Annotated in this window: 21 protein-coding genes; 13 read left to right on the forward strand and 8 right to left on the reverse strand. The window is 72.4% G+C overall.

What is annotated here, in order from left to right; translation table 11 throughout:
• Positions 1-48 precede the first annotated feature (48 nt).
• Positions 49-2,325 (forward strand): hypothetical protein, encoded by a 2,277-nt coding sequence (locus AB0I38_RS03815; RefSeq protein ID WP_358461372.1) that lies wholly within the window; start codon positions 49-51, stop codon positions 2,323-2,325.
• Positions 2,326-2,410: 85 nt separating this feature from the next.
• On the opposite strand, the gene AB0I38_RS03820 is transcribed toward AB0I38_RS03815, so the two are convergent.
• From AB0I38_RS03820 to AB0I38_RS03830, 3 genes are all read right to left on the reverse strand, one after another.
• Positions 2,411-3,142: a VOC family protein gene (locus tag AB0I38_RS03820; protein WP_358461374.1), complete on the reverse strand. Its 732-nt coding sequence runs from the start codon at positions 3,140-3,142 to the stop codon at positions 2,411-2,413.
• Between the two features lie 189 nt (positions 3,143-3,331).
• Positions 3,332-5,713 (reverse strand): ABC transporter permease, encoded by a 2,382-nt coding sequence (locus tag AB0I38_RS03825; protein WP_358461377.1) that lies wholly within the window; start codon positions 5,711-5,713, stop codon positions 3,332-3,334.
• The gene (locus tag AB0I38_RS03830) at positions 5,707-6,450 is read right to left on the reverse strand and encodes an ABC transporter ATP-binding protein (RefSeq protein ID WP_358461380.1); all 744 of its coding nucleotides are present in this window, start codon (positions 6,448-6,450) and stop codon (positions 5,707-5,709) included. The genes AB0I38_RS03825 and AB0I38_RS03830 overlap by 7 nt, the downstream gene beginning before the upstream one ends.
• Before the next feature lie 203 nt (positions 6,451-6,653).
• Here AB0I38_RS03830 and AB0I38_RS03835 point away from each other — a divergent pair, with 203 nt between their 5' ends.
• Positions 6,654-7,862 (forward strand): sensor histidine kinase, encoded by a 1,209-nt coding sequence (locus AB0I38_RS03835; RefSeq protein ID WP_358461383.1) that lies wholly within the window; start codon positions 6,654-6,656, stop codon positions 7,860-7,862.
• Positions 7,844-8,533 (forward strand): response regulator transcription factor, encoded by a 690-nt coding sequence (locus tag AB0I38_RS03840; protein WP_358461386.1) that lies wholly within the window; start codon positions 7,844-7,846, stop codon positions 8,531-8,533. Before AB0I38_RS03835 ends, AB0I38_RS03840 begins: the two co-directional genes overlap by 19 nt.
• Before the next feature lie 97 nt (positions 8,534-8,630).
• Here the strand turns inward: AB0I38_RS03840 and rox are convergent, their stop codons facing one another.
• Positions 8,631-10,067 (reverse strand): rifampin monooxygenase, encoded by a 1,437-nt coding sequence (gene rox, locus AB0I38_RS03845; RefSeq protein ID WP_358461389.1) that lies wholly within the window; start codon positions 10,065-10,067, stop codon positions 8,631-8,633.
• A gap of 271 nt (positions 10,068-10,338) precedes the next feature.
• Positions 10,339-11,418, reverse strand: a complete 1,080-nt coding sequence (locus AB0I38_RS03850; RefSeq protein WP_358461392.1) for a helix-turn-helix transcriptional regulator — start codon at positions 11,416-11,418, stop codon at positions 10,339-10,341.
• Between the two features lie 114 nt (positions 11,419-11,532).
• On the opposite strand from AB0I38_RS03850, the gene AB0I38_RS03855 reads away from it, so the two are divergent.
• The 3 genes from AB0I38_RS03855 (at position 11,533) to AB0I38_RS03865 (ending at position 14,230) form a co-directional block, all read left to right on the forward strand.
• Positions 11,533-11,955, forward strand: a complete 423-nt coding sequence (locus AB0I38_RS03855; protein WP_358461395.1) for a VOC family protein — start codon at positions 11,533-11,535, stop codon at positions 11,953-11,955.
• 317 nt (positions 11,956-12,272) lie between these two features.
• A complete protein-coding gene (locus AB0I38_RS03860; protein ID WP_358461398.1) occupies positions 12,273-13,187 on the forward strand; it encodes a TIGR03619 family F420-dependent LLM class oxidoreductase in 915 nt (304 codons plus the stop codon).
• A 119-nt stretch (positions 13,188-13,306) separates the two neighbouring features.
• Complete coding sequence (locus AB0I38_RS03865) at positions 13,307-14,230, forward strand: endonuclease/exonuclease/phosphatase family protein (protein ID WP_358461401.1); 924 nt, start codon at positions 13,307-13,309, stop codon at positions 14,228-14,230.
• Positions 14,231-14,288: 58 nt separating this feature from the next.
• Here the strand turns inward: AB0I38_RS03865 and AB0I38_RS03870 are convergent, their stop codons facing one another.
• Positions 14,289-15,434, reverse strand: a complete 1,146-nt coding sequence (locus AB0I38_RS03870; RefSeq protein WP_358461404.1) for an acyl-CoA dehydrogenase family protein — start codon at positions 15,432-15,434, stop codon at positions 14,289-14,291.
• The gene (locus tag AB0I38_RS03875) at positions 15,431-15,979 is read right to left on the reverse strand and encodes a DUF4242 domain-containing protein (protein ID WP_358461406.1); all 549 of its coding nucleotides are present in this window, start codon (positions 15,977-15,979) and stop codon (positions 15,431-15,433) included. Before AB0I38_RS03875 ends, AB0I38_RS03870 begins: the two co-directional genes overlap by 4 nt.
• A gap of 139 nt (positions 15,980-16,118) precedes the next feature.
• Between AB0I38_RS03875 and AB0I38_RS03880 the strand changes: the two genes are divergently transcribed.
• From AB0I38_RS03880 to AB0I38_RS03905, 6 genes are all read left to right on the forward strand, one after another.
• The gene (locus AB0I38_RS03880) at positions 16,119-16,703 is read left to right on the forward strand and encodes a TetR/AcrR family transcriptional regulator (protein WP_358461409.1); all 585 of its coding nucleotides are present in this window, start codon (positions 16,119-16,121) and stop codon (positions 16,701-16,703) included.
• A gap of 136 nt (positions 16,704-16,839) precedes the next feature.
• A complete protein-coding gene (locus AB0I38_RS03885; RefSeq protein ID WP_358461412.1) occupies positions 16,840-18,849 on the forward strand; it encodes an ABC transporter substrate-binding protein in 2,010 nt (669 codons plus the stop codon).
• Positions 18,846-19,655: an ABC transporter permease gene (locus AB0I38_RS03890; RefSeq protein WP_358461415.1), complete on the forward strand. Its 810-nt coding sequence runs from the start codon at positions 18,846-18,848 to the stop codon at positions 19,653-19,655. The genes AB0I38_RS03885 and AB0I38_RS03890 overlap by 4 nt, the downstream gene beginning before the upstream one ends.
• A 255-nt stretch (positions 19,656-19,910) precedes the next feature.
• Positions 19,911-21,110, forward strand: a complete 1,200-nt coding sequence (locus AB0I38_RS03895) for an RNA ligase RtcB family protein (protein ID WP_358461418.1) — start codon at positions 19,911-19,913, stop codon at positions 21,108-21,110.
• Positions 21,107-21,763: a peptide chain release factor H gene (prfH, locus tag AB0I38_RS03900; protein ID WP_358461421.1), complete on the forward strand. Its 657-nt coding sequence runs from the start codon at positions 21,107-21,109 to the stop codon at positions 21,761-21,763. Before AB0I38_RS03895 ends, prfH begins: the two co-directional genes overlap by 4 nt.
• Before the next feature lie 94 nt (positions 21,764-21,857).
• Complete coding sequence (locus AB0I38_RS03905; protein WP_358461424.1) at positions 21,858-22,133, forward strand: hypothetical protein; 276 nt, start codon at positions 21,858-21,860, stop codon at positions 22,131-22,133.
• A gap of 44 nt (positions 22,134-22,177) precedes the next feature.
• Here the strand turns inward: AB0I38_RS03905 and AB0I38_RS03910 are convergent, their stop codons facing one another.
• Positions 22,178-23,743 carry a cobyric acid synthase gene (locus AB0I38_RS03910; RefSeq protein WP_358461428.1) on the reverse strand — a complete coding sequence of 522 codons (1,566 nt, stop codon included), beginning with the start codon at positions 23,741-23,743 and terminating at the stop codon, positions 22,178-22,180.
• A 170-nt stretch (positions 23,744-23,913) separates the two neighbouring features.
• On the opposite strand from AB0I38_RS03910, the gene AB0I38_RS03915 reads away from it, so the two are divergent.
• Entirely contained in the window at positions 23,914-24,357 is a 444-nt protein-coding gene (locus tag AB0I38_RS03915; RefSeq protein ID WP_358462272.1) for a helix-turn-helix transcriptional regulator, read from the forward strand.
• Positions 24,358-24,364: the final 7 nt, after the last annotated feature.

Below are 24,364 nucleotides of genomic sequence, written 5' to 3' on the forward strand. Positions count from 1 at the left end.
GGGCGCCCCTTGTTCGGAACCTGTTCACTCGTTCTCGAGGATGTTTCCGTGCGCCGCTACCGTTTCGGCAGAATCGCCGCGCTCGCCGCCGCCCTCTATGTGTCCGTGGTCGTCGGGTCCGGCGTGCTCGCGCTGGCCACCGGCGACCCGGCGCTGCTGCGCGAGATCGTCACCGGTGGATGGGGCGCGGACTTCGTGCCCTACACCTGGTGGGTGGAGCTCCTCATGGTGGCGGGCGGCATCCTGCAGGGATGGGCCTACTGGCAGGTGCTGCGCGGGCGGCCGGCCGGGGCGGCCGCCGTCAACGACAGGCCGGTCCGGCTGCTGCGGGTGGCCCTGTATCTCGGCGTCGCCTGCACGCTGCTGTACCGGCTGCCGATCCCGTATCTGTGGTGGGTCGGCCTGCCCTCCCCGCTGCTCGACCTCGCCGTCGTCTGGCTGTTCTTCGTGGTCCTCGCCGGCGCCTTGCCCCGGTGGCTGCGCGTGCTCGGGCTCGTGGCGGGCCTGGTGAACGCCGCCACGGGAATGGCCGCCACCGTCATGTACGGCATCGGCCAGTTCTCCCTCGTGCAGTACATCGCTCCGTACCAGCTCGGCAACGTCGTCTATCTGCTGTGGCTGGTGCCGGTCCTGGCCGGGCAGGCCAGGGACGCGCGCTGGGCCCGGGGAACCGTGCGGATGGGCATGGCCTCGGCGGCGCTGTCGCTGCTGTCGTCCGGCGGGCATTCCATCATCTCGTTCGGCGGTTGGGGCGTCGACTACGACCTGGTGCTCGTCATGGTCCTGGGCGTCCTGGGCGTCTTCGCGACGGTGTGGCAGGCCCGCTCCGCCCACGACCTGGGCGGCCCGCCGCCCGCACCGTCCCCGCCGCCTCCGGCCCGGGTCGCGTCGGCGCGACCATGGCCCCTCGCCGCCGTGGCCGTGGCGCTCCCGCTGATCCCCGCGGTCGTCAACCTCGCCGGCGGGATGCCCGTGTGGACCGGCCCCAGGGGCCTGGTCGACGACCTCTTCCACGGGCACGTGGGCTACCCGGCGACCGTGCTCTGGGTCGTCGTGGACGTGCTCGTCGGGGTCGGCGCTCCGGCCGTGCTGATCCTGGTCGCCGTCGTGGTCAGGACCCGGCGGCTGTTGCGCGTGACGATGTCGGCCCTGATCATCGCCGCCGCCGCGGGCGTCGTCAGCGCGTTCACCACGGAGCGCGAGGCGGACTGGCAGCTCATCCCCGAGATGGCCGAGCAGCGGCTGGCCCTGTACCCGGGCGGGCTGTTCGACCGGAATGAGAACGGCGAGATCCTCTTCGGCCTCTCGCCGCTGTGGTACAGCGCCGCCCTGGCCGCCTCCGCCCTCGTGCTGCTCCTCCTGTACGGCGCCCCACCCGCCGCCCGCCTGCGACACCACGTCCTCGTGACGGTGCTGGCCACCTCCGTCGCCCTGTGCTTCCTGCCGGCCGCCGACCAGTCACGCGGCCCGGTCACCACAGCCAAGGACTGCTCGCCGCCCGACCCCTGGGAGACGAACGGCGAGCCGGTGGCGTCCGAGCCGCTCACCGGCCCGCGCGCCTTCATCTGCGCGATACGCCAGCAGAAGGCGCTCACGTTCGCCGCCACCACCCCCGACCAGGTGCTGCTCGGCCACGGCCGCCGCCTGTGCGGCGCCTACACCCGCAACGACCCGCGCGAGCTGGCCCGCCTGCGGGAGGCGGAAGGGGTGAGCGTCGGCCACCTGAGCGGGGTGCTCGCCGGGATCTGCCCGGCCGCGAACGCGAAGGTCACCGCGGAGGCGGCGGCCCAGCAGCGCGAGTTCGACGAGTTCGATGCCGAGGAGCGGCGCAAGTGTGACGCCACCCCGCGCCACCGCCCCCTCATCCGGCCCGCCCGGGCGATCCGCCTCAAGGAGCCTGAGTGGCCCGAGGCGGGGCTGGAGCTGTACGACGAGTTCTCCGTCGAGGGCAAGAGCACGAACGCCGGTCCGGTCGACGTCGCCCCCGGCCATGTGATGGTAAACACGAGTTCCGACTTTCACGTGTGCGTCACGCTGGAGACCTACACGCGCCGCCCACCGGTCGAGACCAAGGGCTGGGACCATGTCGTCGAGGTCGGCTTCGACAACCGGAGCGGCAAGATGACGTTCATGGACGGCCTGAGCGGCACCGTGCTGCCCGATTTGTCACTCAACGGCCGCGAGGGGCACTACCGCATCCGCGTGCACCTGGCCTGGTTCCCCTGGAAGGGCGACGAGTACGGCACCCAGCGGCTGCTGATCATGGCGTACCCGGGACCGGGAGACAAGGCCGTCGTCTACCGCAAGCCTGCCAAGAACCGCTGACAGCTCACGTCGTCCCTCCCCCATCGAGCCGTTGACCATCGAAAGCGGCCCTCAACAGGGACGGTCGAGCTTCAGAAGTAGCCGATCAGGGGCTGGTCACGCCATCGGGGAGCAACACACAGAACTCATTGCCATCGGGATCGGCCAGCACCACCTGACCGCGCTCACCTATGTCGATTCGAGTCGCTCCGAGGGAGATGAGACGGTCGACCTCCGCTTGCTGATCACCGTGCGCAGATGGAGCGAGGTCGAAGTGCAGCCTGTTCTTCCCTGTCTTCGGCAGCACGGGCGGACCGCCCCAGGTGATCTTCGGGCCGCCGTGCGGCGAGCGGATCGCGGTCTCCTGGTTCTGGTCCCAGACCAAGGGCCAGCCCAGCGCTTCGCTCCAGAAGTATCCGACCTCCTGCGAACCGTCGCTTGCGAGCGCGCCGATGAATCCGCAGTCAGCGAGGAAGTCGTTGCCCGGCTCGATGACGCAGAACTCATTGCCTTCGGGGTCGGCGAGCACCACATGACCCTCCTCCGGGCGTTGCCCGATGTCGATGTGCCGCGCACCGAGTCCGAGTGACCTCGCCACCGTCTCCTGCTGGTCCTCGAGGGATGTACTCGTCAGATCGAAGTGCATCTGGTTCGGGCCGGTCTTCTTCTCCTGGGTCGGCAGACATCGGATCCGGAACCCGGTGTCATCGCTCGGCAGGAGCGCGATGCCATCATGAGGGTCGTTGGCCACCTCCCAGCCCAGGACTCCGGCCCAGAAACGAGCGAGACCGAGCGGATCGTTCGCATCGAAGCAGAGCGCGACGAGCTGAGAAGTCATCCCGCGTCTCCAATCTGTGACTTACGGGCGCAGTCAGGACACTCCGCCTCACGCATGACAAAAGCAACGTTAGCCAGCTCAAGAACTGCGACGCCAACGCTTTTATCAGTCAGCGGGCGACGCTCCCAGCGCACGATCCGCGATCAGTACAGCGGCCGGCCGCCGATCTGTTTACGATCATTGTTCCTGTCAGCGCCTCGCCGCGCGCAGTGCGGCGGGGCGTGCCGCGAGTACGGCGGCGCAGGCGGCGAGGGCCAGGCAGACGGCGATCACCCCCACGATGAGCGGCCACGGCACCACGAGGGAGACGTCCGCGTGCATGGCCGTGGCGAAGGCGCGTCGCATGCCCAGCAGCGCGGGCAACGCCACCACGAGCCCCAGCCCGGTGCCGAGCAGCACCACGAGCACCGACTCGGCGGCCACGGTCCCGAGCACCTGCCGGACCGTCGCGCCGGACAGGCGCAGCACCGCGAGGTCGCGGACGCGCCCGGCCGCCGACATCACCATCGTGTTCACGATCGCCACACCCGCGTAGGCCGTGGAGACCACGACGAGGAGTACGGTGGCGATCCACACCAGGCGGTCCTCCTCGGCGTCCGCCTCCGCCGAGTAGGTGGGGACGTCCACCACGCGCGCCCCCGGACCGGGCGGCACGGTGGCGCCCGCGACGTACGCCTCCCCGGCGAGGGCCACCGGGTCGTGCCTCCTGAGCACTTCCCGGGAGAGCAGCACGTCGGCGCCCGCCTCCCGGACCACGCCCGCCACCGTCGGCGACGCCGACGTGCCGTCCTCGAACGACACCGGCAGCGTCGAGCCCGGCCGCAGCCCGCGGTCCTCGGCCAGCCAGTCCGCCACGAGCACCCGGTCCTCGTTCCGGAGCGCGTCGAGCGAGCCGGACACCACCTGGACGTCACCCGCCCGCTCCAGCAGTTCCGGGGTGGCGCCGATGGCGCTCAGAACGCCGCCGTCCGGCTCGAACAGGGCGGTGAACAGGGAGGACTCCGCACCTGCCGCCGACGCCGCCGCGTCCGTCAGCCCCGGCGTGCCGTCCGGCACGATCACCGCGTCCGCCCGGATCGTGGTGGCGCGCACCTCCGCGAACGCCGCGGCGGTCGTCTGCACCATCCCGGTGATCAGTACGGCGCACCCCACCGTGATCAGCACCGGTGTGGCCGTGGCCGCGGTGCGGCGGACCGCGGTCAGCGCGTTCTCCCGGACGAGCATCCCGATCGCGCCGCGGCCCCGGACGAGCGGCCACGACACCAGCCGCGCCACCGGCGGCACGATCGCGGGTGACAGCAGCGCCAGCCCCGCGATCACCCCGATCGCCGCGACCAGGCCCGACATCACGAACGCGGCCGAGCCGGCCGAGCCGGCCGAGCCGGCCGCGGCCGCCAGACCGAGCGCGCAGAACGCCGCCCCGGCGATCCACCGCACGCGCGGCATCGGACGGTCGTCCACCTCGGCCTCGCGCAGCGCCTCCAGCGGGCGCACCCGCGCGGCCCGCCGGGACGCCGACCACACACCCGCCAGCGTGACGACCACACCCACCGCGAACGAGCCCGCGAGCGGCAGCGGCGACAACCGCACCGCGAAGCCCGGCGGCTCGAACCCGGCACTGATCAGCACGTCCCCCAGCACGGGGCCGAGCGACGCGCCGGCCGCCACCCCTGCCGCCGTCGCGGTGACACCGACCAACAGCGCCTCGCCGTACACCATCCGCCGCACCTGGCGCGGCGTCGCGCCGACGGCGCGCAGCAGGCCCAACTCGCGGCGCCGCGGCGCCACCCCCACCGCGAACGTCGAACCCACCACCAGGATCGATACGAACGCGGACAGCGCGGCCATGGCGGTGAGCACCTGAAGGCCGATCCAGCGGGTCCGCTCGTGTTCCCGCGTCTCCAGGACGCCGCGCCCGTCCCCGGTGCGCACCACGCCGGCCGCACGGGCGGCCGTGGCGACCGCGGCGATGTCCGCCCCCGGCTCGGTGACCAAGCCGATCACGCGCACCCCCGCCGAGAGGCGGGCCGCCTCCGCGTCGCTCAGGTACACCCCCGGCCCGTTCACCGTGCCGGACACCGTGTACGTCACCGGCCCGTGCACGGTCAGCACGGACACCCGCTCCCCCGGCGCGAGCCCCAGCGACCGGTCCAGCGCCACCTCTCCCTCCCGCGGCGCGGTGCCCGCCACCAGCGTGTACGGCGCCAGCATCGCCGCCGACCACGCGTACCCCCGGTCACCCGCCACCGGCTTGCCCCCGATGACCGGCTGCGCGTAGAACGTCCGATCCGGTACGGCATGCGCCACCCCGGGGATCGCGCCCAGCCGTTCCCGCAGCGACGCGACCGCCTCGGGCGACCACGGGCGGTCCGGGGCGAAGTTGCCGTCGCCACGCTCGATCGTCGGCACCGAGACGAACACGGGCGTCCCCGCCAGCCGGTCGGGGACCCTCGCCCCGGCCGAGGCCAGAGCCAGGACGCTCATCGACACCATCGCCATGCCGAGGAACAGCACGACGAACCCCCCGGCGAAGGAGGGCCACCTCTCCCGCAACGTCGCGAAGCTCAGCACGGCGCGGCCTCCAGTGCGGCCATCCGGGCGGCGACGAGCTCGGCGGTGACGGTACCGGTGTATTCGTCCACCACGCGCCCGTCGGCGAGGAAGAGCACCCGGTCGGCGTAGGAGGCCGTCACCGGGTCGTGCGTCACCATGATCATCGTCTGTCCGTGCTCGTCGACCAGCCCGCGCAGCATGCCGAGGATCTGGCGCGACACCCTGGTGTCGAGCTGGCCGGTCGGCTCGTCGGCGAACACCACGGCGGGCCTGGTGATCAGCGCCCGCGCGATGGCCACACGCTGCTGCTCGCCGCCGGACAGGCCGCTGGGCCGGTGCCCCGCCCGGTCCGCCAGGCCGACCTCCGCCAGCGCCGCCCGGACCAGGCCCGGCGGGGCCGCGCGGCCGGCCAGGCGCAGCGGCAGCGCCACGTTCTGCTCGGCGGTGAGCGCCGACACCAGGTTGAACGCCTGGAAGACGAACCCCACCCGCTCGCGGCGCAGCAGCGTCAGGCCGTTCTCGCTCAGCGAGCCGAGGTCGGTGCCGTCGATGGCGACCGTGCCGTCGGTCGGCCGGTCCAGGCCCGCCGCGCAGTGCAGCAGCGTGGACTTGCCGGATCCCGACGGACCCATGATCGCCGTCAGCGTGCCCGCGTGGAAGCTCGCCGTCACCCCGTCGAGGGCCTTCACCAGGTGGGCGGCCGTGCCGTACAGCCGGCGCACCGCCCGCAGCCGCACGGTCTCCTTGTGATCCACGCCGGTCTCTGCGGGGTGCGCGCGGTCACGGCCGCCGGTGGGCTCTGTCGGGTGCCTGCGGTCTCGGCCGCCTGCGGTGTCTTCCGGGTGCATGTGGTCCAGCAAAGCCGCCGTGCCGTGCCGGCGCATTGGCGCTGAGGCGAGAGTCAGGGGTAGACCCAGCACTACCGTGCCCGAGCATCCGGATCGGTTAACGTCGGGGGGTGCTCGCCCCTACCGCTCTGGCGGCGGTGACCCGCAGGCCGTCGGCGTTCCTCCGCTCGTCGTGGCCCTGGCGTTCGCTGGCCTATCTGCTGTGCAGCGTGGTCCACGCGGTGGCCGCGGGCGGGATGATCTACGCCGCCTACGCTCTCGGCGTCGGGGTCGCGACCGTGGTCGCACTGCTCGCCCTGGCCGTGCTCACTGTGCCGGCGGCGGCGTTCGAGCGGTGGCGGCTCCGGTTGGTGGACCACGCGCCCGTGGACGATCCGCACCTCAAGCCACCGCGGCCGGGTCCGCGGGCCTGGCTCGCCACCCGCCTGCGCGAGCAGGCGACCTGGCGCGAACTGGGGTTCGCGGTCGTCGCGGTGTCCGTGATGTGGTGGATGGACCTGGGACTGGTCTCGTCGGCGATCTGGCTGCCGTTGCTGCTGATGTCGGGGCCGTTCCAGCCGAGCCTGAACCCGCTGGAGGGCCTGCCGTTGTTCGCGGCCGGGCTGCTGCTGTTTCCGCTCTTCGCCTACATGATGGCCGCCTGGGCAGGCACCCGCGCGCTGATCGCGCGGGCGCTCCTCGCGCCGGGCGACGCGGAGATCATCCGCTCCCGAGCCCGGCTGGTCGACGCGTTCGAGGCCGAACGCCGCCGGATCGAACGCGACCTGCACGACGGCGCCCAGCAGCGACTGGTGGCCCTCAGCATGAAACTCGGCCTGGCCCGGCTCGACCTGCCGCCGGGGTCGCCCGTCGAGGCGCAGATCGCCGAGGCGCACGACGAGGCCAAACGCGCCCTGACCGAGCTGCGCGAGCTGATCCGAGGCGTCCATCCCCAGGTGCTCACCGACCGGGGGCTCGGCGCGGCCGTACGCGACGTGGCGGGCCGGTCTCCCGTCCCCGTCGACGTCGACGTCTCGCTGCCCGGCCGGTTGCCGACCCCGATCGAGGTGACCGCCTACTACGTCGTTTCTGAGGCGATGGCGAACATCGCCAAGCACAGCCGGGCGCGGCGCGGTTTCGTACACGGCCGGCTCCACGACGGCGCGCTGGTGCTGGAGGTCGGCGACGACGGAGTGGGAGGCGCCGACCCCGCGGCCGGGTCCGGGCTGGCCGGGCTCGCCGACCGCGTCGCCGTGACGGACGGCGTGATGACCCTGTCCAGCCCGCCCGGCGGGCCGACGTCGCTACGTGTGGAGATCCCGTGTCCCGTCTCCGGATAGCCCTCGCCGAGGACGGTGTGCTGCTCCGCGAGGGGCTCGCCGGGCTCCTCGACCGGTTCGGTCACGAGGTCGTCGCCTCGGTCGGCGACGGCGAGGCGCTGATCGCCGCCGTGGCCGAGCACGAACCCGACATCGTCGTCGCCGACGTGCGCATGCCGCCCGGCTTCGCCGACGAGGGACTGCGCGCCGCGCTCGCACTGCGCGCCTCCCACCCGGGGCTCGCCGTACTGGTGCTCAGCCAGTACGTCGAGCAGACCTACGCGGCCGAGCTGCTCGACTCGGACGGCGGTGCGGGGATCGGCTACCTGCTGAAGGACCGGATCGGCGAGGTGCGGGAGTTCGTGGACGCGGTGGAGCGGGTCGCCGGGGGCCACACGGTCGTGGACCCGGAGGTGGTGCGACAACTGCTCAGCCGCCGCCGCGGACCGCTGTCCCGGCTGACCCCGCGCGAGCGGGAGGTCCTCGGCCTGGTCGCGGAGGGCCGCTCCAACGCCGCCATCGCCCGCGTGCTGGTGGTCACCGACGCGGCGGTGGCCAAGCACATCGCCAGCATCCTGGCCAAGCTCGACCTGCCCCCCGCGGGAGACGACCACCGCCGCGTCCTCGCCGTCCTCGCCTACCTCCGAGGCCGGCCGGGCGGGCCGGAGCCGAAGTGGCCGCACCGGCGCTGATCCGTGACGCGGGACCTGGCGAGGCAGGGTACGGCGCCGGACCGTGCCCGAACGCGGCCGGAGACGGGCCCCACCTCGTCGAGCCACAACCGCGCGCTCAGCCGGCGGCTGAGCCGAACCACTTGGGCAGCCGGCTGAGCAGTTCCTGCTGGTCTTCACCGGCCCACGCCACGTGGCCGTCCGGCCGCAGCAGCACAGCGGGCACGTCCAGTTCCTCGCTGCCGTCGACCACGTCGACGACGTGGTCGACCCGATCCGCCCAGCCCGCCACCGAGAGCCGGCCGGTCTGGTCGAGCAGGAGCCCGCGTCCGCCGTGCATCAGCTCGTAGAGGCGTCCTCGCTTCAGCCTCACGTCCCGCATCCGCCGGCCGAGCAGCTCATGTCCCCCGCCGAAGTCGTAGCGGATCCCGATCGCGATGATCTTCTCGATCAGGTAGCGGTTCACCTCCTCGAAGTCCATCAGTTCCGACAGCAGCCGGCGCACTGACCGGGGACCCGGCTCGGTGGATATCAGCTCCATCTGCGCGCGGGTGTTGTCCAGCACGTCGGCGGCCACCGGGTGCCGTTCGGTGTGGTAGCTGTCCAGCAGTCCCTCCGGCGCCCAGCCGCCGACCTCGGCGGCCAGCTTCCAGCCGAGGTTGAACGCGTCCTGGATGCCGAGGTTGAGCCCCTGCCCGCCGACCGGCGGGTGGATGTGCGCCGCGTCGCCGGCCAGCAGCACCCGGCCGGCCCGGTAGCGCTCGGCCAGCCGGGTGGCGTCGCCGAAGCGGGACAGCCAGCGCGGTGAGTGCACGCCGAAGTCGGTGCCCGCGAACACCCGCAGCTGTCGCTTGAACTCCTCGAGGGTCGGCGGGACCGAGCGGTCCTCGGCCACCCCCTCGGCGGGCACGACGACGCGGTACACGCTGTCCCCGAAGGGCCCGACGCCGAACCTCAGATTGGTCTTGCGGACTTCGGCCACCACGGCGGCCACCGTCTCCGGTGGCACGGCCACCTCCATCTCGCCCAGCAACGTGTCGGCCCTGGAGGGCTCGCCGGGGAAACCGACGCCGAGCAGCTTCCGCACCGTGCTGCGGCCGCCGTCGCAGCCGACGAGGTAGCGCGAGCGCAGCTGCGTGCCGTCGGCCAGCTCGACGGTCACCCCGTCCTCGTCCTGGCTCAGCCCGGCCAGCTCGCAGCCGCGCCGAATCTCGGCGCCCACCTCGGTGGCGCGCTCGGCCAGCAGGCGATCGGTGGTGGGCTGCGGGATGCCGAGGACATAGGGATGCGTGGTGTCCAGCCGGTCGGGCGAGGGCTTGGCGAGGCCGGCGAAGAAACCGCCGACCGGATACTGCTTGCCGTGCGCGAGGAACCGCTCCAGCAGGCCGCGCTGGTCCATCACCTCGATGCTGCGCACGTGCAGACCCAGCGCGCGGACATACGCGGTCGGCTCCGTCTCCTTCTCCAGCACGAGCACGTGCACGCCGTGCAGCCGCAACTCCCCGGCCAGCATCAAGCCGGTCGGTCCGCCGCCGGCAATGATCACGTCGATCATGAACCCCCCATTCGACAAGGTCGTGTTTCGGCCAGTTGCTCCGCGTACGCCCGCACTTCCGCGCCGGGAGCCCGCAACCGCACCCCGGGCCCAATCGGCGGTTCGACGTCCGCGAGAGCCACACGTCGACGCAAGAACACGTACGTTCGCGAACCTGTATCCGCAGGTTCTGGCCTCGGCCGACGATTCTGCAGCACGACCCGGGTCTTGCCGCAAGCCCCCCGGTGCGCTATACGTTGAAAGTGGCAAGGAGCGGATGACCTCCTTGCTTTTACCTTTTGTCGCCGTTGTGGACGGACAAGCTCCTCCCGAAGCGGTGACGCCCGCGTCGGCTTCGACCGCACCGGTGAGCGTCGTGGTGCCCTCGAGCAACGACGGCGTAGCGGCGGGCCAGGTGCGCGAAGGCGTCCTTGAGCTCGGCCGGGCCGACGACCTCGATGGCGGCGTCGAACCTTCCGATGGCGGCGGCCAGGCCGAGCCAGGACCACGAGCCCAGGACGAGCCGGCAGCGGTCCGGGCCGAGTTCCTCGACGACTCCGTCGCGGATGTACTCGGACACGGCGGCGGCGGGCAGGCCCAGGATCACCTCGCCGCGGCACGGCCAGTCGCCGGAGCCGTCGCCGGAGCCCCGGAACCTGCCGGCCACGAAGACGGCCACGTCGCCTCCGGGCAACTCGCGCGGGGTGAAGCGGGGCCCGGTAAGAGGGCGCGGAGTGATCCGGTCGGCGCGGAAGGTGCGCCAGTCGTCGCGGTCGAGGTCCCAGGCGACGAGGTACCAGCGCCCGCCCCAGGTGACGAGGTGATGGGGCTGCACCCGGCGCGGCGGGGACTGGACGCCCAGGACACCGGTGTCGTCGTCCGGCGCTGCGGTGTAGTCGAAACGCAGCACCTCGCGGGCGTGGACGGCGGCGCTGAGCGCCATGAGCACCTCGCTGCCGACCTGCGGGGCCGGTCGGAGCGCGGGCAGCTCGACGGCGGTGACCTGGAGGGTGTCGATCCGGTGGCGCAGCCGGGCGGGCATCACCTGCCGCACGGTGTTCAGCGCGCGCGCCGCGCCTTCCCCGATGCCGGCGCCGGCGGTGGTGGCGATCTGGAGCGCGATGGCCAGGGCGACGGCCTGCTCGTCGTCGAACAGCAACGGGGGCAGTCGCGTGCCGGCTTCGAGCCGGTATCCGCCGTCGGGCCCCTTGAAGGTCACGATGGGATAGCCGAGCTCGCGCAGGCGGTCGACGTCGCGGCGCACGGTACGCGGGCTGATGTCCAGCCGCTCGGCCAGCAGTGCCCCCGGCCAGTCGCGGCGCGTCTGGAGCAGCGAGAGCAACGCCAGCAGTCGCGCTGAGGTCTTCGGCATGATTCCCATGGTGCCGTGAGAAGCGGCCACAACCTGACCTCTTCCCCTGTGACTGTGGTCTCGCGCCGGACAACAGCGCCCAGAAACGACATTCGAAAAGTCAGGAGCCAGAAGATGGCCGTCAAGTCCGTAACTCATCTGAACTTCCGGGGCGACGCCCGCGCGGCGCTCGAGTTCTACCAATCCGTGTTCGGCGGGCACCTCGCCGCCGTCACGTACAAGGACGCCGGGAACGTGCAGGACCCCGCCGAGGCGGACCAGGTGATGTGGGGCCAGGTGCTCGCCGACAACGGCTTCCACGTGATGGCCTACGACGTGCCGTCAGGCCTGCCGTGGAACCAGGGCGAGAACTCGTTCTTCGTCTCCGTCCGTGGCGAGACCGCGCAGGAGATCACCGCGTACTGGGAGAAGCTCTCCGTGGGCGCCACCGTCGTGCAGCCGCTGGCGCCCGCGCAGTGGGCTCCGCTCTACGGGATGCTCAGGGACGGCTTCGGCGTCGTCTGGGTCCTGGACGTCGTGAGCGAATACGGCGGGTGAGCATCTCACGGGCCGGGTCCCCATCGACGGCATTCGCGCCCGCTGAACTCCGCCGCGGTCACCCGCCGCGGAATTTCCCTGGCAAGGCCCGCGACCTGTGGCCGGCTCCGACGGGGGATCATCCGCAGTGGACCGGCCATCACCTCGTCTTCCCTTCGATGGCCGGGCGGCGCCCACAGCGCCGTTCACCATGGAGCCGGAACCGGTGACGGATTTTCGCGAGGCGGACCGCAAGAATTCTCCGGTGGCTTCGACCATGTCCGGAAGAGCGCCTGAACTGGGTGTCCGTGTCCAACCGTTATCACTGGAGAATAGGGATGAACCTTCCGCGCATCGGCGTCAGCCTGCCGCACGTGGGCCCGTACGCCGGCCCCGACGCCGTCGTCACCGTGGCCCAGGCGACCGAACGGCTCGGGTTCCACGCTGTGTCCGCCAGCGACCGGCTCCTGATGCCCGCCGCACCGGGCTGGGACAACGACGCGGGCCTGCCCGAGTCTCACGCCTGGGACTCGCTGGAGATGCTGACCTGGGCAGCCGCGCACACCCGGCGGATCCGCGTGAGCACCAGCATCCTGAACTCCATCTTCCACTCCCCCGTCATCCTGGCCCGCAGGCTGGCCACGCTCGACCGGCTGTCCCAGGGGCGGCTGGACGTCGGCATCGGCCAAGGCGGCGGCACCCGGCTGCCGCCGTTCTACATCCCCGAGGAATTCATCGCGGCGGGGGTGCCGGCCAGCCGCAGGGGCGCCGGATTCGTCGAGCACATCGCCGCGATGCGCGCCTGCTGGACCCCCGACCCGGTCGAGTTCCACGGCGAGCACTACGAGATCCCGCCGTCCCTGATCGGCCCGAAGCCGGGGGCGAACACCATCCCCCTGTTCATCGGCGCGACGACCCGCCACACCATCGAACGAGCGGCCCGCGTCGGAGACGGTTTCATCACCGTCGCCGTCGACTGGGACGAAGCCCGCACGCAGGTCCACTGGTACCGGCAGGCCGGCGGCGCCGGCACCGTCATGGTGAACACGATCCCGCCCCTCGGGGTCGATCAGCTCTCCCCGGGCGCCTTCACCGACGCCGCGCTCGGCGACCTCGACCGCGCTGCCGCACTCGGCGCCGACGAGATGCACATCGCGCTCCATCTTCTGCCCACCCGCCCGGAGCAGCAGGTCGAGTTGCTGGAAGCGCTCGCGGCCAAGCTCGGCCTGCCCACCCTCTCGGCGACGCCGTAGAACCGCCGAAGGCGCACGGTCTCGGTCACGACTCTTGCTTCGGCGTCGCGCGCACGCTGCACGCCCTTCTCATGAACGCGTATCGGGCTTTGTGGCGATACAAGGGCGTGCGTACATGGATGAGCTGGATCGCCGTCGTACCGTTCGCCGGGTGGGCGCTGGTGCGGCTGAGCGGGTTCGAGCCGGACTGGCCGTGGGTGCCGGTGGTGGCCTTCACGCCCTACGCGGCGGCCGGGTCGTTGATCGGCATGGTGCTGGCGTGGGTGCTGAGACGGCGGACGGCGGGGATGGTGGGGATCGCGGCCGTGGTGGCGTTGGGGCTCACAGTCGCGCCCCGGGCCTTCGCCGACGGCAATCCGGCCGCGAACGGGCCGGTGTTGCGGGTGCTGGCGGCCAATCTGATGGTGGGCCAGGCGGACACAGGCCGGCTGATGGCCCTGGTCGACCAGGTGCGGCCGGACGTGCTGACGTTGCAGGAGCTCACACCGAAGGCGATGCTGCGACTGGAGGCGGCCGGCCTGCGCGAGACGTTGCCGCACGCCGTCACACGGCCGTTGCCGGGCGTCGGCGGGTCCGCCGTGTACGCGCGGCATCCGCTGACGGCCGGAGAGACGATCCAGCTGGGCGCGTTCGGGCAGGCCAGGGCGTGGCTCGCGCATCCCGGCGGGGCCCGCGTGGAGATCGTCTCCGTGCACCCGTGCGCGCCCAAGCGCACCGGCCGGCAACCGTGCTGGCAGGGCGGCCTCGACGCGCTGCCGCGCGGCGGCGGGGAGCTGCGGCTGCTGGCGGGCGACTTCAACGCCACGCTCGACCACCTGCCGATGCGTGAACTGCTGGCGTCCGGCTATCGGGACGCGGCCGACGTCATGGGGCGCGGACTCACGGCGACCTGGCCGCAGGCGCTGGGCCGCACGTTGCGGTCGCCCGGCGTGGCGATCGACCACGTGCTGGCGGACTCGCGGATGGCGGTGCGTGACTTCCGCGTGCTGGAACTGCGGCACACCGATCACTGGCCCGTGTTCGCCGAGGTCAGGCTCCCGTAACAGGGCCACTGCGCACCGGCGGCTGTGCGTCCAGGACAGGTCCCCGTGACGCGGGCGATCAGGTCCTCGCCGCCCCCGTGGCCCAGCCGGCGGGCGGGGTCGCCGGCTGTGACAGCTCCCAGCGCAGCTGGGTCTCGCTCGGTGACTGCACCGGGAGGAACGCCGCCTCGCGCAGCCGCCGGTTGGCCGGGGTGTCGGTGGCGTAGCCGCGCCCGCCGCTCGCGGTCGCCTCGAGACGGGTGGCCGCCAGGGTGAGCTGGGCGGCGTCATATCGCAGGCGGGTGATCTCGCGGGGGTCCGCGGCGGCGGGTGCGTGCTGCGCCCGCCGCGCCTGTTCGGCGGCCTGGGCCAGGCGGGTCGTCGCTTCCTCGAGATCGGGTACGAGCACGGTGCCCTCTCCCTGGATGAGCCCGCGGGCCTCGTCCAGGGCCCTGCCCGCCAGCCCCAGGCAGAACGCGGTCTGCAGCAGCAGGAGCACCGGCCGGACCCGCCGGACGAGCGCCGCCAGATCGTCGGTGAGGACATGCCCGGCGTCCACCTGGGCGCCGGTCAGGGTGATCGAGGAGGACGCGGTCGCGTTGAGCGCCAGCAGTCGCTGCGGCGGCGCGACCACGACGCCGGGATCGCCGACGCGTACGACGGCGACGATGCGGCCCCCGCCGTCGCCGACCCGGGCGGGCAGCACGACCGCGGCCCCGGGGGTCAGGTTGGAGGCCCACCTGATCGGGCCGTCCAGCCGGTACCCGCCGGCGTGCGGTGTGGCGACGACGGGCACGGGACGCATGCCGGCCATCTCCTGGAGGGCGGCGGCCATCGCGGTGGAGCCGACCTCGGTGCCCGCGGCGAGCCCGGCCCGCAGACGTCCGAGAGGGGTGTCGCGGCCGGACTCCCGCAGATACTCGATCACCATCCGGTGCGCCCAGAAGGAGAAGGCGGAGCTCAGGCACTCGGCGGCGATGAGCTCGATCAGGCACGCGACCTCGGCCACGCCGGTGTCGCCGGGCTCGGCGTCCAGGCTCAGCAGGTTGCGCTGCCCGAGGCGGCGCAGGAGGTCGCGCGGGCCGGTCGGGTCGTCGTCCCCCGGGTGAACGGGCCGATCCTGGGGCTGGTGCACGCTCTGGTCCAGCGTCGCCGCCCGGCCGGCGACGTGGGCGAGGACGTCGGGCAGGTGCCGCCGCCAGGCGGGCGCCTCGGCCTCGGTCATCCCTCCCTCCCCTCGGGGCCCTGGTCGAGGGCGTAGAGGCGGCTGACCGGGGTGGACACCGCGGCGCGCGCCCGCCGTACGGCGGACTCGTCGGGGCCGTCGTACAGGCACAGGCACTTGCTGGTGTCCTCGCGTACGTACGTGCGCAGGAAGCTCACCTCGGGCACCTCCGCGTACAGGGGCGCCTTGGCCTTCTTGCGGGCGAGATAGTCCTCCATCCCGAGGTCCTCGGGGATGTCCCACTCCACCAGGTAGCCGACTCTGCCCTTCGCCGACTTGATGTCAGCGAGGTCGGCGCCGACGAGCCGCACCTCGTCCGGCCCGGCGATCGCGGTGATCCCGGGCAGGGCCTTCTGGTCGAGGCGCAGGCCGGCGCACGAGGCGGCCTCGATGACGACGTAGACCTGGGACAGATCCCCCGTCACCTGGGATTCGATCAGCTCGCCGCCCAGGGCGGCGGCCTGCCGTCCGACCTCGGTGATGGCAGCCTCGACGGCGGGCCGGTCGGCGGCCGTCGCGGTCAGTTCGATCAGGTAAAGCGGCACAGAGACTCCAGTCGTCGATTCGCCGGCCCCGTGCGCGGCGGGGCGGTTCTGACCTTAGAGAGTAAAACAGATCTGTCTGATGGGAAATACCTGGGATTCGGTCCCGGCCCGCCCGGCCGCCCCGGCGTACACTCCTTGGATGGCCGCCCGTCCCTCCCTCCGACCCGCAGACCGCCTCCTCGAAGCCGCCACCCGGCTGTTCGCTCTCCACGGCATCCACACGGTGGGCATCGACCAGATCATCGCGGCGGCCGGGGTCGCCAAGTCGAGTCTGTATCAGGCGTTCGGCTCCAAGGAGGCACTCGTCGTGGCCTACCTCGAACACCAGGACGCCGCCGACCGGGCGGCCTACCGGGCCGCGGTGACCGGCGTCCACGCCGGGGCCGAGCGGGTGCTCACCTCGTTCGACCTGGCCATCGCCGGGGCGGGGCGGCGCTCGTACCGCGGCTGCCTGTATCTCAACGCGGCCACCGAGTTCCCCGAGGCCGGCCATCCGGTGGCGGAGGCGGTCGAGACGCACCGCGCCTGGGTGCGCGCCCGGTGGTCGGAGGCGCTCGGCGACCGGGGCCCCGAGCGCGACTCCCTGATCGAGCGGATCCAGATCCTGTACGACGGCGGGATCGCCGGGGTCAAGTGCGCCCGCTCGACGGCGCCGATCGTACTGGCACGCGCGATGGCGGCCGAACTGCTGGACGCGGATGTCTCTCATAAGACCCCTCGATAAAAACCTTCTTGTCTGGTAGGTTTTGTGGCCGAAGGTGGTTCCCGCCGGATCCGCCTGCCCGTTCACCGTGCGCCGGGGTGAGAGGCCGAGGCCTCTCGCGCCGCGCCACCCCACCGTGCCATCGGGGGACAGCCGCATGCAGCAGAAGATCGCCGAGCTGGCCGGCGTCAGCGTCCGCTACGGACGGCAGGACGTTCTGTCCGGCATCGACCTGCAGATCGAGCAGGGTGAGTTCCTCGCCCTCGTGGGACCGTCGGGAGCCGGGAAGTCGACCCTGCTGCGGGTGTTGTCCGGGCTCCAGGCACCGGCCTCGGGCACCGTTCGCCGCCCCGAGGACGACGGCGGCGCGACCCGATCGGTCTTCCAATCCCCGCACCTGCTGCCATGGCGGACCGTCGCGCGCAACGTGCGGCTCGGCCTGGAGTACCGCGCCAACGACGGGCGGTGGCTCGGTGGCAAGACGGCCGCCGACCAGCGGGTACGCGAGGTCCTGTCCGACCTCGGCATCGGCGACCTGGCCGGCCGCTACCCCGCGCAGCTGTCCGGCGGCCAGGCCCAGCGGGTCGCGGTGGCCCGCGCGGTCGTCGCCGGGCCCTCCCTGCTGCTCCTGGACGAGCCGTTCGGCGCGCTCGACCCGCTCACCCGGGCCGACCTGCAGGACTGGCTGCGCTCGGTGCACGCACGGCTCGGCCTGTCCACGGTGCTGGTCACCCACGACCTCGACGAGGCGCTGTTACTCGGCGACCGGATCGGGCTCCTGCACGCCGGGCCGCACCCCCTGGAGGTGGTGACCTCCCCGGTGACGCGCCGCGAGCAGCTCACCGACGGCTTGGCCCGGCGCGAGCTGCTGGCCCGCTTCAGCTCCCCCGCCGAACGCGACGACCTGGGCGGCGACGACAGCGCCGCACCGGCCGTACCGGACTCCCCCGCCGATCCCAGGACGGCCAGCACGCGGCGGGAGGCGCTGACCATCACCGGGTCGCTCGCCCTGCTCGCCGCCCCCGTCATCGGCTCCCTGCTGACCTCCGGCGACCGGCGGGCCGCCACCGCCGCCACCGGCCCGGCCGGACACGGTGGCGGCGGCGGGACCGCCGCGACGCTGCGCATCGGCTACCTGCCCATCACCGACGCCGCCCCGCTGCTGCTCGCCCACGACTCCGGCGAGTTCGGCAGGCGCGGCATCACCACGCCCGCCCCCATCCTGTACCGAGGGTGGGCGCCCCTCGTCGAGGCGCTGCAGGGCGGCAACGTCGACATCGTGCACCTGCTGATGCCGCTGGCGATCCAGCTCCGCTACGACGCCAAGGTGCCGGTCAAGGTGCTCGCCTGGAACCACGCCAACGGCTCGGCCCTCACCGTCGCCAAGGACGTCGAACGTGTCGAGGACCTGGCCGGCACGAAGGTCGCCGTCCCCGCGTGGTTCTCCGTCCACAATGTCGTGCTGCAGAAGCTGCTGCGCAAGGCGGGCATCGAAGCCGTGCTCGACACCGCGCCGAGCGCCGGTGCGCGGACGACGCAGCTCGTGGTCATCCCCCCGGCCGACATGCCCACCGCGCTGCAGTCGGGCTCGATCTCCGGGTACATCGTGGCCGAGCCGTTCTGCGCCGCGGCCGAGGTCCTCGGAATCGGGAAGATCTTGCGCTTCACCGGCGACGTGTGGAAGGACCACGCGTGCTGCGTCACGGTCGTCCGCGAGACGCTCGTACGCGACAACCCAGACGTGGCGCTGCGGGCGACCGAGGCGATCATCGCCGCGCAGCTCGCCATCAGGGCCGACCGCGAGGCGTCCGCCCGGCGGCTGTCGGAGGGCCGCTACCTCCCGCAGCCGCTGCCCGCGCTGGAACGCGTCTTCACCACGCGCCGCGACCCGGCGTACGTCACCTCCGGCGCCATCCGGCACCCCGAATGGGAGTCGCAGCGCATCGACTTCCAGCCCCATCCCTATCCGGGCTACACCGGCGAGCTCGTACGCGCGATGAAGGAGACGGTCGTGGACGCGAACGTGACCTGGCTCGAACACCTCGATCCCGCGCAGGTGCACGGCGACCTCGTGGCCACCGACATCTCGGCGGCCGCGCTCGACGCCACCGGCGGCCTGAGCGCCTTCGGCGCGGCCAGGGTGCGCACGGAGGTCATCGCGCCGTGAGCACATCGGTCGGCTTCCTGAGGCGCGAGACCGCGCTCGTGACACCGGACGCGCACCGCCGCCGGTCCGCGATCTGGGCGGCCTGGCGGGTGGCCGTGGTGATCCTGGTGGTCCTGCTCTGGGGGCTCACCACGGACGTGGTGTTCTCCGGCAACGCCGTACTGTCGCGCATGGGGCCCGTCTCGGCCGTCGGCGCGCTGGCCGAGACGCTGGGCGAGGACGTCACCCTCTCGGCGGTCACCGCGTCGCTGCGGCGGCTGCTGTCCGGCCTGCTGATCGCGACGGCGGTCGGCGTGCCCCTGGGGCTCCTGTTCGGGTCGAGGGTCCTGGTGGAGTACGCCACCGCCCCGGTGGTCCAGTTCCTGCGCATGACCTCCCCGCTCGCCTGGGCGCCTCTCGTGATCGTCCTGCTCGGCTCGGACGACGCCCCGGTGATCACGCTCATCGCGCTGGCCGCGGTGTGGCCGATCGTGCTCGGGGTGTCCTCGGGCACGCGGGCGCTCGACCCGGGCGCGGCGCTCGTCGCGCGCTCGCTCGGGGCGACCCGGTGGGAGGTGCTCCGCAGCACGGTCATCCCCGGCCTGGCCGGGCCGCTGCGGACCGCCCTGCGGGTGGCCCTCGGCATCGCATGGGTGGTGCTGGTGCCGGCGGAGATGTTCGGCGTCTCCAACGGGCTCGGGTACGCGGTGCTCAACGCGCGCGACAACCTCGACTACGAGCGGCTGGCGGCGACGATGCTGCTCATCGGCGCGATCGGCTTCCTGCTCGACCGGTTGCTCAGCGGGGGTCGCGCCGAGCGGCGATGACGGCGCGCCGAGCGCGGGTTCTCCAGTGCATCCCGTCCCGCTCGTCCCGTTCGTCGACGTCGGGTCGTGCCTGGCCGGCGCGGGCGCCGCCACCGGTGTCGTACGGCCGAAAACCGGTTGCCTCTTGTGGCGGGCTCCGGAAACGTGGTGTCCATGATCCTCTGACGGACAGCACACCCCTCCTCCGAGATGCCACGGCGCCGAATCGCGCCGCGATGCCGCCTGCCCACACCCTGTTCAGCGAAGAGAGCGTCTTTGTCTCAGCGACACTCCCGGCAGGAGTCCCCCCTGCCGTCCACCCCGGCCGCGCATTCGGCCACCGTCACCGTATTCGCCTCCCCTGCGAGCTGGATCGAGTCCGAGGCCCTCGCGCAGTGCCACCAGGTGGCCGCCCTGGACGGCATGACGCACGTCGCCGCCATGCCTGACCTGCACCCCGGCAAGGGCGCCCCCATCGGCGCCGCCATGGCGTCGACCACGCTGTATCCGTTCCTGGTCGGATCCGACATCGGCTGCGGCATCGCCGTGTTCCCCATCAAGCTCAAGCGCGCCGACCCCGAGAGACTCGCCGCCCGGTTCCCCGACCTCGATCGCGCGCTGGACCCTGAGCGGGACGCCGACGACCCGGCGTGGGCCGTGCTGAAGGGCGACATTCCCGCCGGTCACGTCGAGAGCCTCGGGACGGTCGGCCGGGGCAACCACTTCGTCGAACTGGCGCGGATCGGCACCGTCTTCGAGCCGGACCACGCGAGCCGTCTCGGACTCGCCGCCGGCGACCTGGTTCTCATCGTCCACAGCGGTTCCCGGGGGCTGGGCGAACGGATCCTGCGAGCGCACACCGCGGTCCACGGCGCGGGCCCTGCCCCCGATCCCGGCGCCTACCTGGCGATGCACGACGACGCCGTACGCTGGGGATCACTCAACCGGCGGCTGATGGCCGCCCGGGTCGCCCACGCGCTGGGGGCCGAGCCCACCGAGCCGATCGTCGACCAGTGCCACAACCTGGTCGAGCTCCGCGACGGGATCTACCTGCACCGCAAGGGGGCCGCGCCGGGTGACGGCCGCGACGTGCTCATCGCCGGCACCCGGGGCAGCCAGTCCTACCTCGTGGCCGCGCACGCCGGGCCGGACGCCGGCCATTCCGTCGCGCACGGCGCGGGCCGCAAGATGTCGCGTGCCGACGCCCTGCGCCGGGGCCGGGCCAAGCACACGGTCGAGGAACTGCGCCGCACACCGGTGGGGTCGCTGGTGGTGTGCGGCGACCGCCAGCTGCTCTTCGAGGAGGCGCCGACGGCCTACAAACGCATCGAGCAAGTGATCGCCGACCTCGTCGACCACGACCTGGCCACGCCGGTGGCCACCACGATCCCCCTGGTCACCTACAAGACGGCCGAGCTCGGGTCCACTCCCCGGAAGGGCCACCGGGACCAGCGCCGCAAGCGAGGCCGGCAGTGAGCGTCCACCTGCTCCTGTCGGCCGGGCGCGGCCCGCAGGAGTGCGCCTGGGCGCTGGCCCAGCTGCTGCACCGCCTCGAAACCGACGCCGCCCGGCGCGACCTTCGGACCAGCCGGGTCCAGACCGTTCCCGGCGACCGGCCTGGCACCTACCGCTCGGTCCTCATCCGGATGACAGGAGCCGGCGCCGAGGCGTTCGCCGCCTCGTGGACCGGAACCCTGTGCTGGCAGGCCCCCAGCCCCTACCGGGCCAGCACCGGCCGGAAGAACTGGTACGTCATCGCCCAGCCGGTCCAGGTCGACACCCCCCGCACGACGTTCGCGGAGACAGACGTCGACATCGTCGCCTGCCGCACCGGCGGCCCCGGCGGTCAACACCGCAACAAGGCCAGCACCGCGGTACGGGCGACCCATAGGCCCTCCGGGATCGTCGTCGTGGTCGACACCGAGCGGCAGTTCAGCCTCAATCGCCGCCTCGCCCTGCGGCTGCTGCGGCAGCGCATCGAGGACGGCGACGAGGCGGCGGGCCGCGCCGTCACCACCGCCCGCTGGCGCATCCACGATGAGCTCGTACGCGGCGATCCCACCCGTATCGAACGTCCGGAAGAGCCGAGGCAGGACCCGGCCCCGAAGAGGGGCTCCAGGTCGGTGTAGGCGAAGTCCGGCCGGTGCGGGGAAGGTGCTCAGGGACAGACTCACCTCAAGATGATCCGTCGCGCCCGGGCGAGGTTGGCACCCCCACGGGTGCATGGGCGTCCAGGGCGCCCTGGCCTCCGGCGACTCCGGGCGTGGAGTCCGTGACCTTCTCGTCGCCTGGCGTGACAACGGCTGCTCCCGCGTGCGAGAGCGGTTCCAGCGGGCCGTCGACGAAGGCGAACTTCCTCCGGAGACCAATCCGGGGCTGCTGGCCCGATACGTCACCACCTTGGCATTCGGCATCGCCGTGCAAGCAGCGAGCGGTGTCGGCCGCGACGAACTTCAGGAGGTGGCCGACGCCGCTCTACGCAACTGGCCGCTCCCCTGAGAACCGCCCGGCGTTCGTCTTCGCGAGCACTTGTTGCGGGTCTCTCACGCGTTCCCAAGAGAGGGACCCGCTCCGGGACCCAGCAGGGGAAGCCTCGCCGGAGCGCCCCGCTGGATCAGCCGGGCCAGGCCCTCGGTGTCGGCGTGCCGCTCGACCAGGTCGCCGAGCGCATCCAGCCGGGCCTCGCGGAGCGCGGCGAACGAGGTGTCCGGCACGGGGGTGAAGGCCCGTCCGGCGGTCGCCGCCACCTCCGTGAGAAACGCCCTGCGGAAGTCGTCGTTCTCCAGGGCGCCGTGCCAGGTCGTTCCCCACACGGCTCCCAGACGACAGCCGTCGAGAAAGGGCTCCGCCCCATCTCCGCCGACCCCGCCCGCACCGACCGGCCCGTGGCCGGGCCGGTCGACGGTCACGGTCCCGTGGTGGATCTCGTAGCCGGTCACGCGGCAGCCGTACGCCTCCCCCACCGGACGCCCGAGCCGCTTGTCCGCCGCGAACTCCACGAACGCGGGCAGCAACCCAAGCCCCTCCACCAAGCCGGCGCCCGACTCGACGTCGTCCCTGATCGTCCTGGCCAGCATCTGGTAGCCGCCGCAGATGCCCAGCACCGGCCCGCCCCGAGCCGCCCGCTCCCGTACGGCCCGAGCCAGCCCCGTCGACCTGAGCCATGTCAGATCGGCGACCGTGGCCCGCGAGCCGGGGATGACCACCAGGTCGGCGTCGTCCAGCTCCGCGGCCGAGGTGACGAACCGCACGATCACCCCCGGCTCGCTCGCCAGCGCGTCCATGTCGGTGAAGTTCGAGATCCGCGGCAGCCTGACGACCGCGACCCGCAGGCTCGGCCCGCCCCCCATCGGCACCGGCGCCGGGCGATTGTCCAGCGCGAGCGAGTCCTCCACGTCCATCCAGAGTCCGTCGAGCCACGGCAACACGCCGTAGACCTCCCGGCCCGTCAGCGCGCGCAGCATGTCGAGCCCCGGTTCCAGCAGCTCACGCGCACCCCGGAACTTGTTCACCAGGAAACCGGCGATGAGCGCCTGGTCGGCCGCGTCCAACAGGGCGAGCGTGCCGTACATCGAGGCGAAGACACCGCCGCGGTCGATGTCGCCGACGACGATGACGGGGAGCCCGGCGGCCTGGGCCAGGCCCATGTTGGCGATGTCACCCGCGCGCAGGTTGATCTCGGCCGGGCTGCCCGCGCCCTCGCAGATCACCACGTCGTACTGTGACCGCAACCGCTCAAGCGCCTCCACCGCGACGGCTCGTAAGTGGTCCCTGAGCGCGCCGTACTCCATGGCGTCCACGTCGGCCGTCGGACGGCCCATGACGATGACCTGGCTACGCCGGTCACTGCCCGGTTTGAGGAGGATCGGGTTCATGTCGGCGGTCGGCCGCAGGCCGCAAGCCGCCGCCTGCACCACCTGCGCGCGGCCGATCTCGGCGCCATCGGCGGTCACGAACGAGTTGAGCGACATGTTCTGCGCCTTGAACGGCGCCACCCGCACGCCCTGCCTGGCCAGCCACCGGCAGATTCCCGCCGTTACGACGCTCTTGCCCGCGTCCGACGTGGTCCCCGCGACCAGCAACGCCCCCCGCACCGTTTCCTCCCGCATCCCAAAAGGATGCTCACCCTACCGGGGTGGCCGGGTGTGCGGCTCGGCCCTGCCATCCTGTCGCACCGCCCGAACTCCTGACCGTCATGCGGTCCGAGTGAGCCCGGACATTCATGGTGGCGACGCACCTGTCGCCCGCGCGGCAGGCGCGACGTGGAACGATGGCGCGTATGGGCCTTGGGCGTCTGGAGGCGCGACGTTTGCGCGACATCGCCGTGATCCGCCGTGTCCGGGACCGGATTGATCGTGAGTACGCCAAGCCGCTGAGCCTCGACGCACTGGCCCGTGCGGCGCACATGTCGGTCGGGCACCTGAGTCGAGAGTTCCGCCGCGTCTACGGTGAGTCTCCGTACTCATATCTGATGACCCGGCGCATCGAACGGGCGATGACGCTGCTGCGCCGCGGAGACCTCAGCGTCACGGAAGTGTGTTTCGAGGTGGGCTTCTCCTCGCTGGGCACGTTCAGCACCAGGTTCACCGATCTGGTCGGCGTGCCGCCGAGCGTCTACCGACGCGACCACTCCCAGGCCGCGGCGGGCATTCCGCCGTGTCTGAGCAAGCAGGTGACCAGACCGGTCAAGAATCGAGAAGCCCGGCCGGGTAGTCATGCATAGCGTGATG

Source organism: Nonomuraea cavernae, assembly GCF_040655715.1.
GTDB lineage: Bacteria > Actinomycetota > Actinomycetes > Streptosporangiales > Streptosporangiaceae > Nonomuraea > Nonomuraea cavernae_A.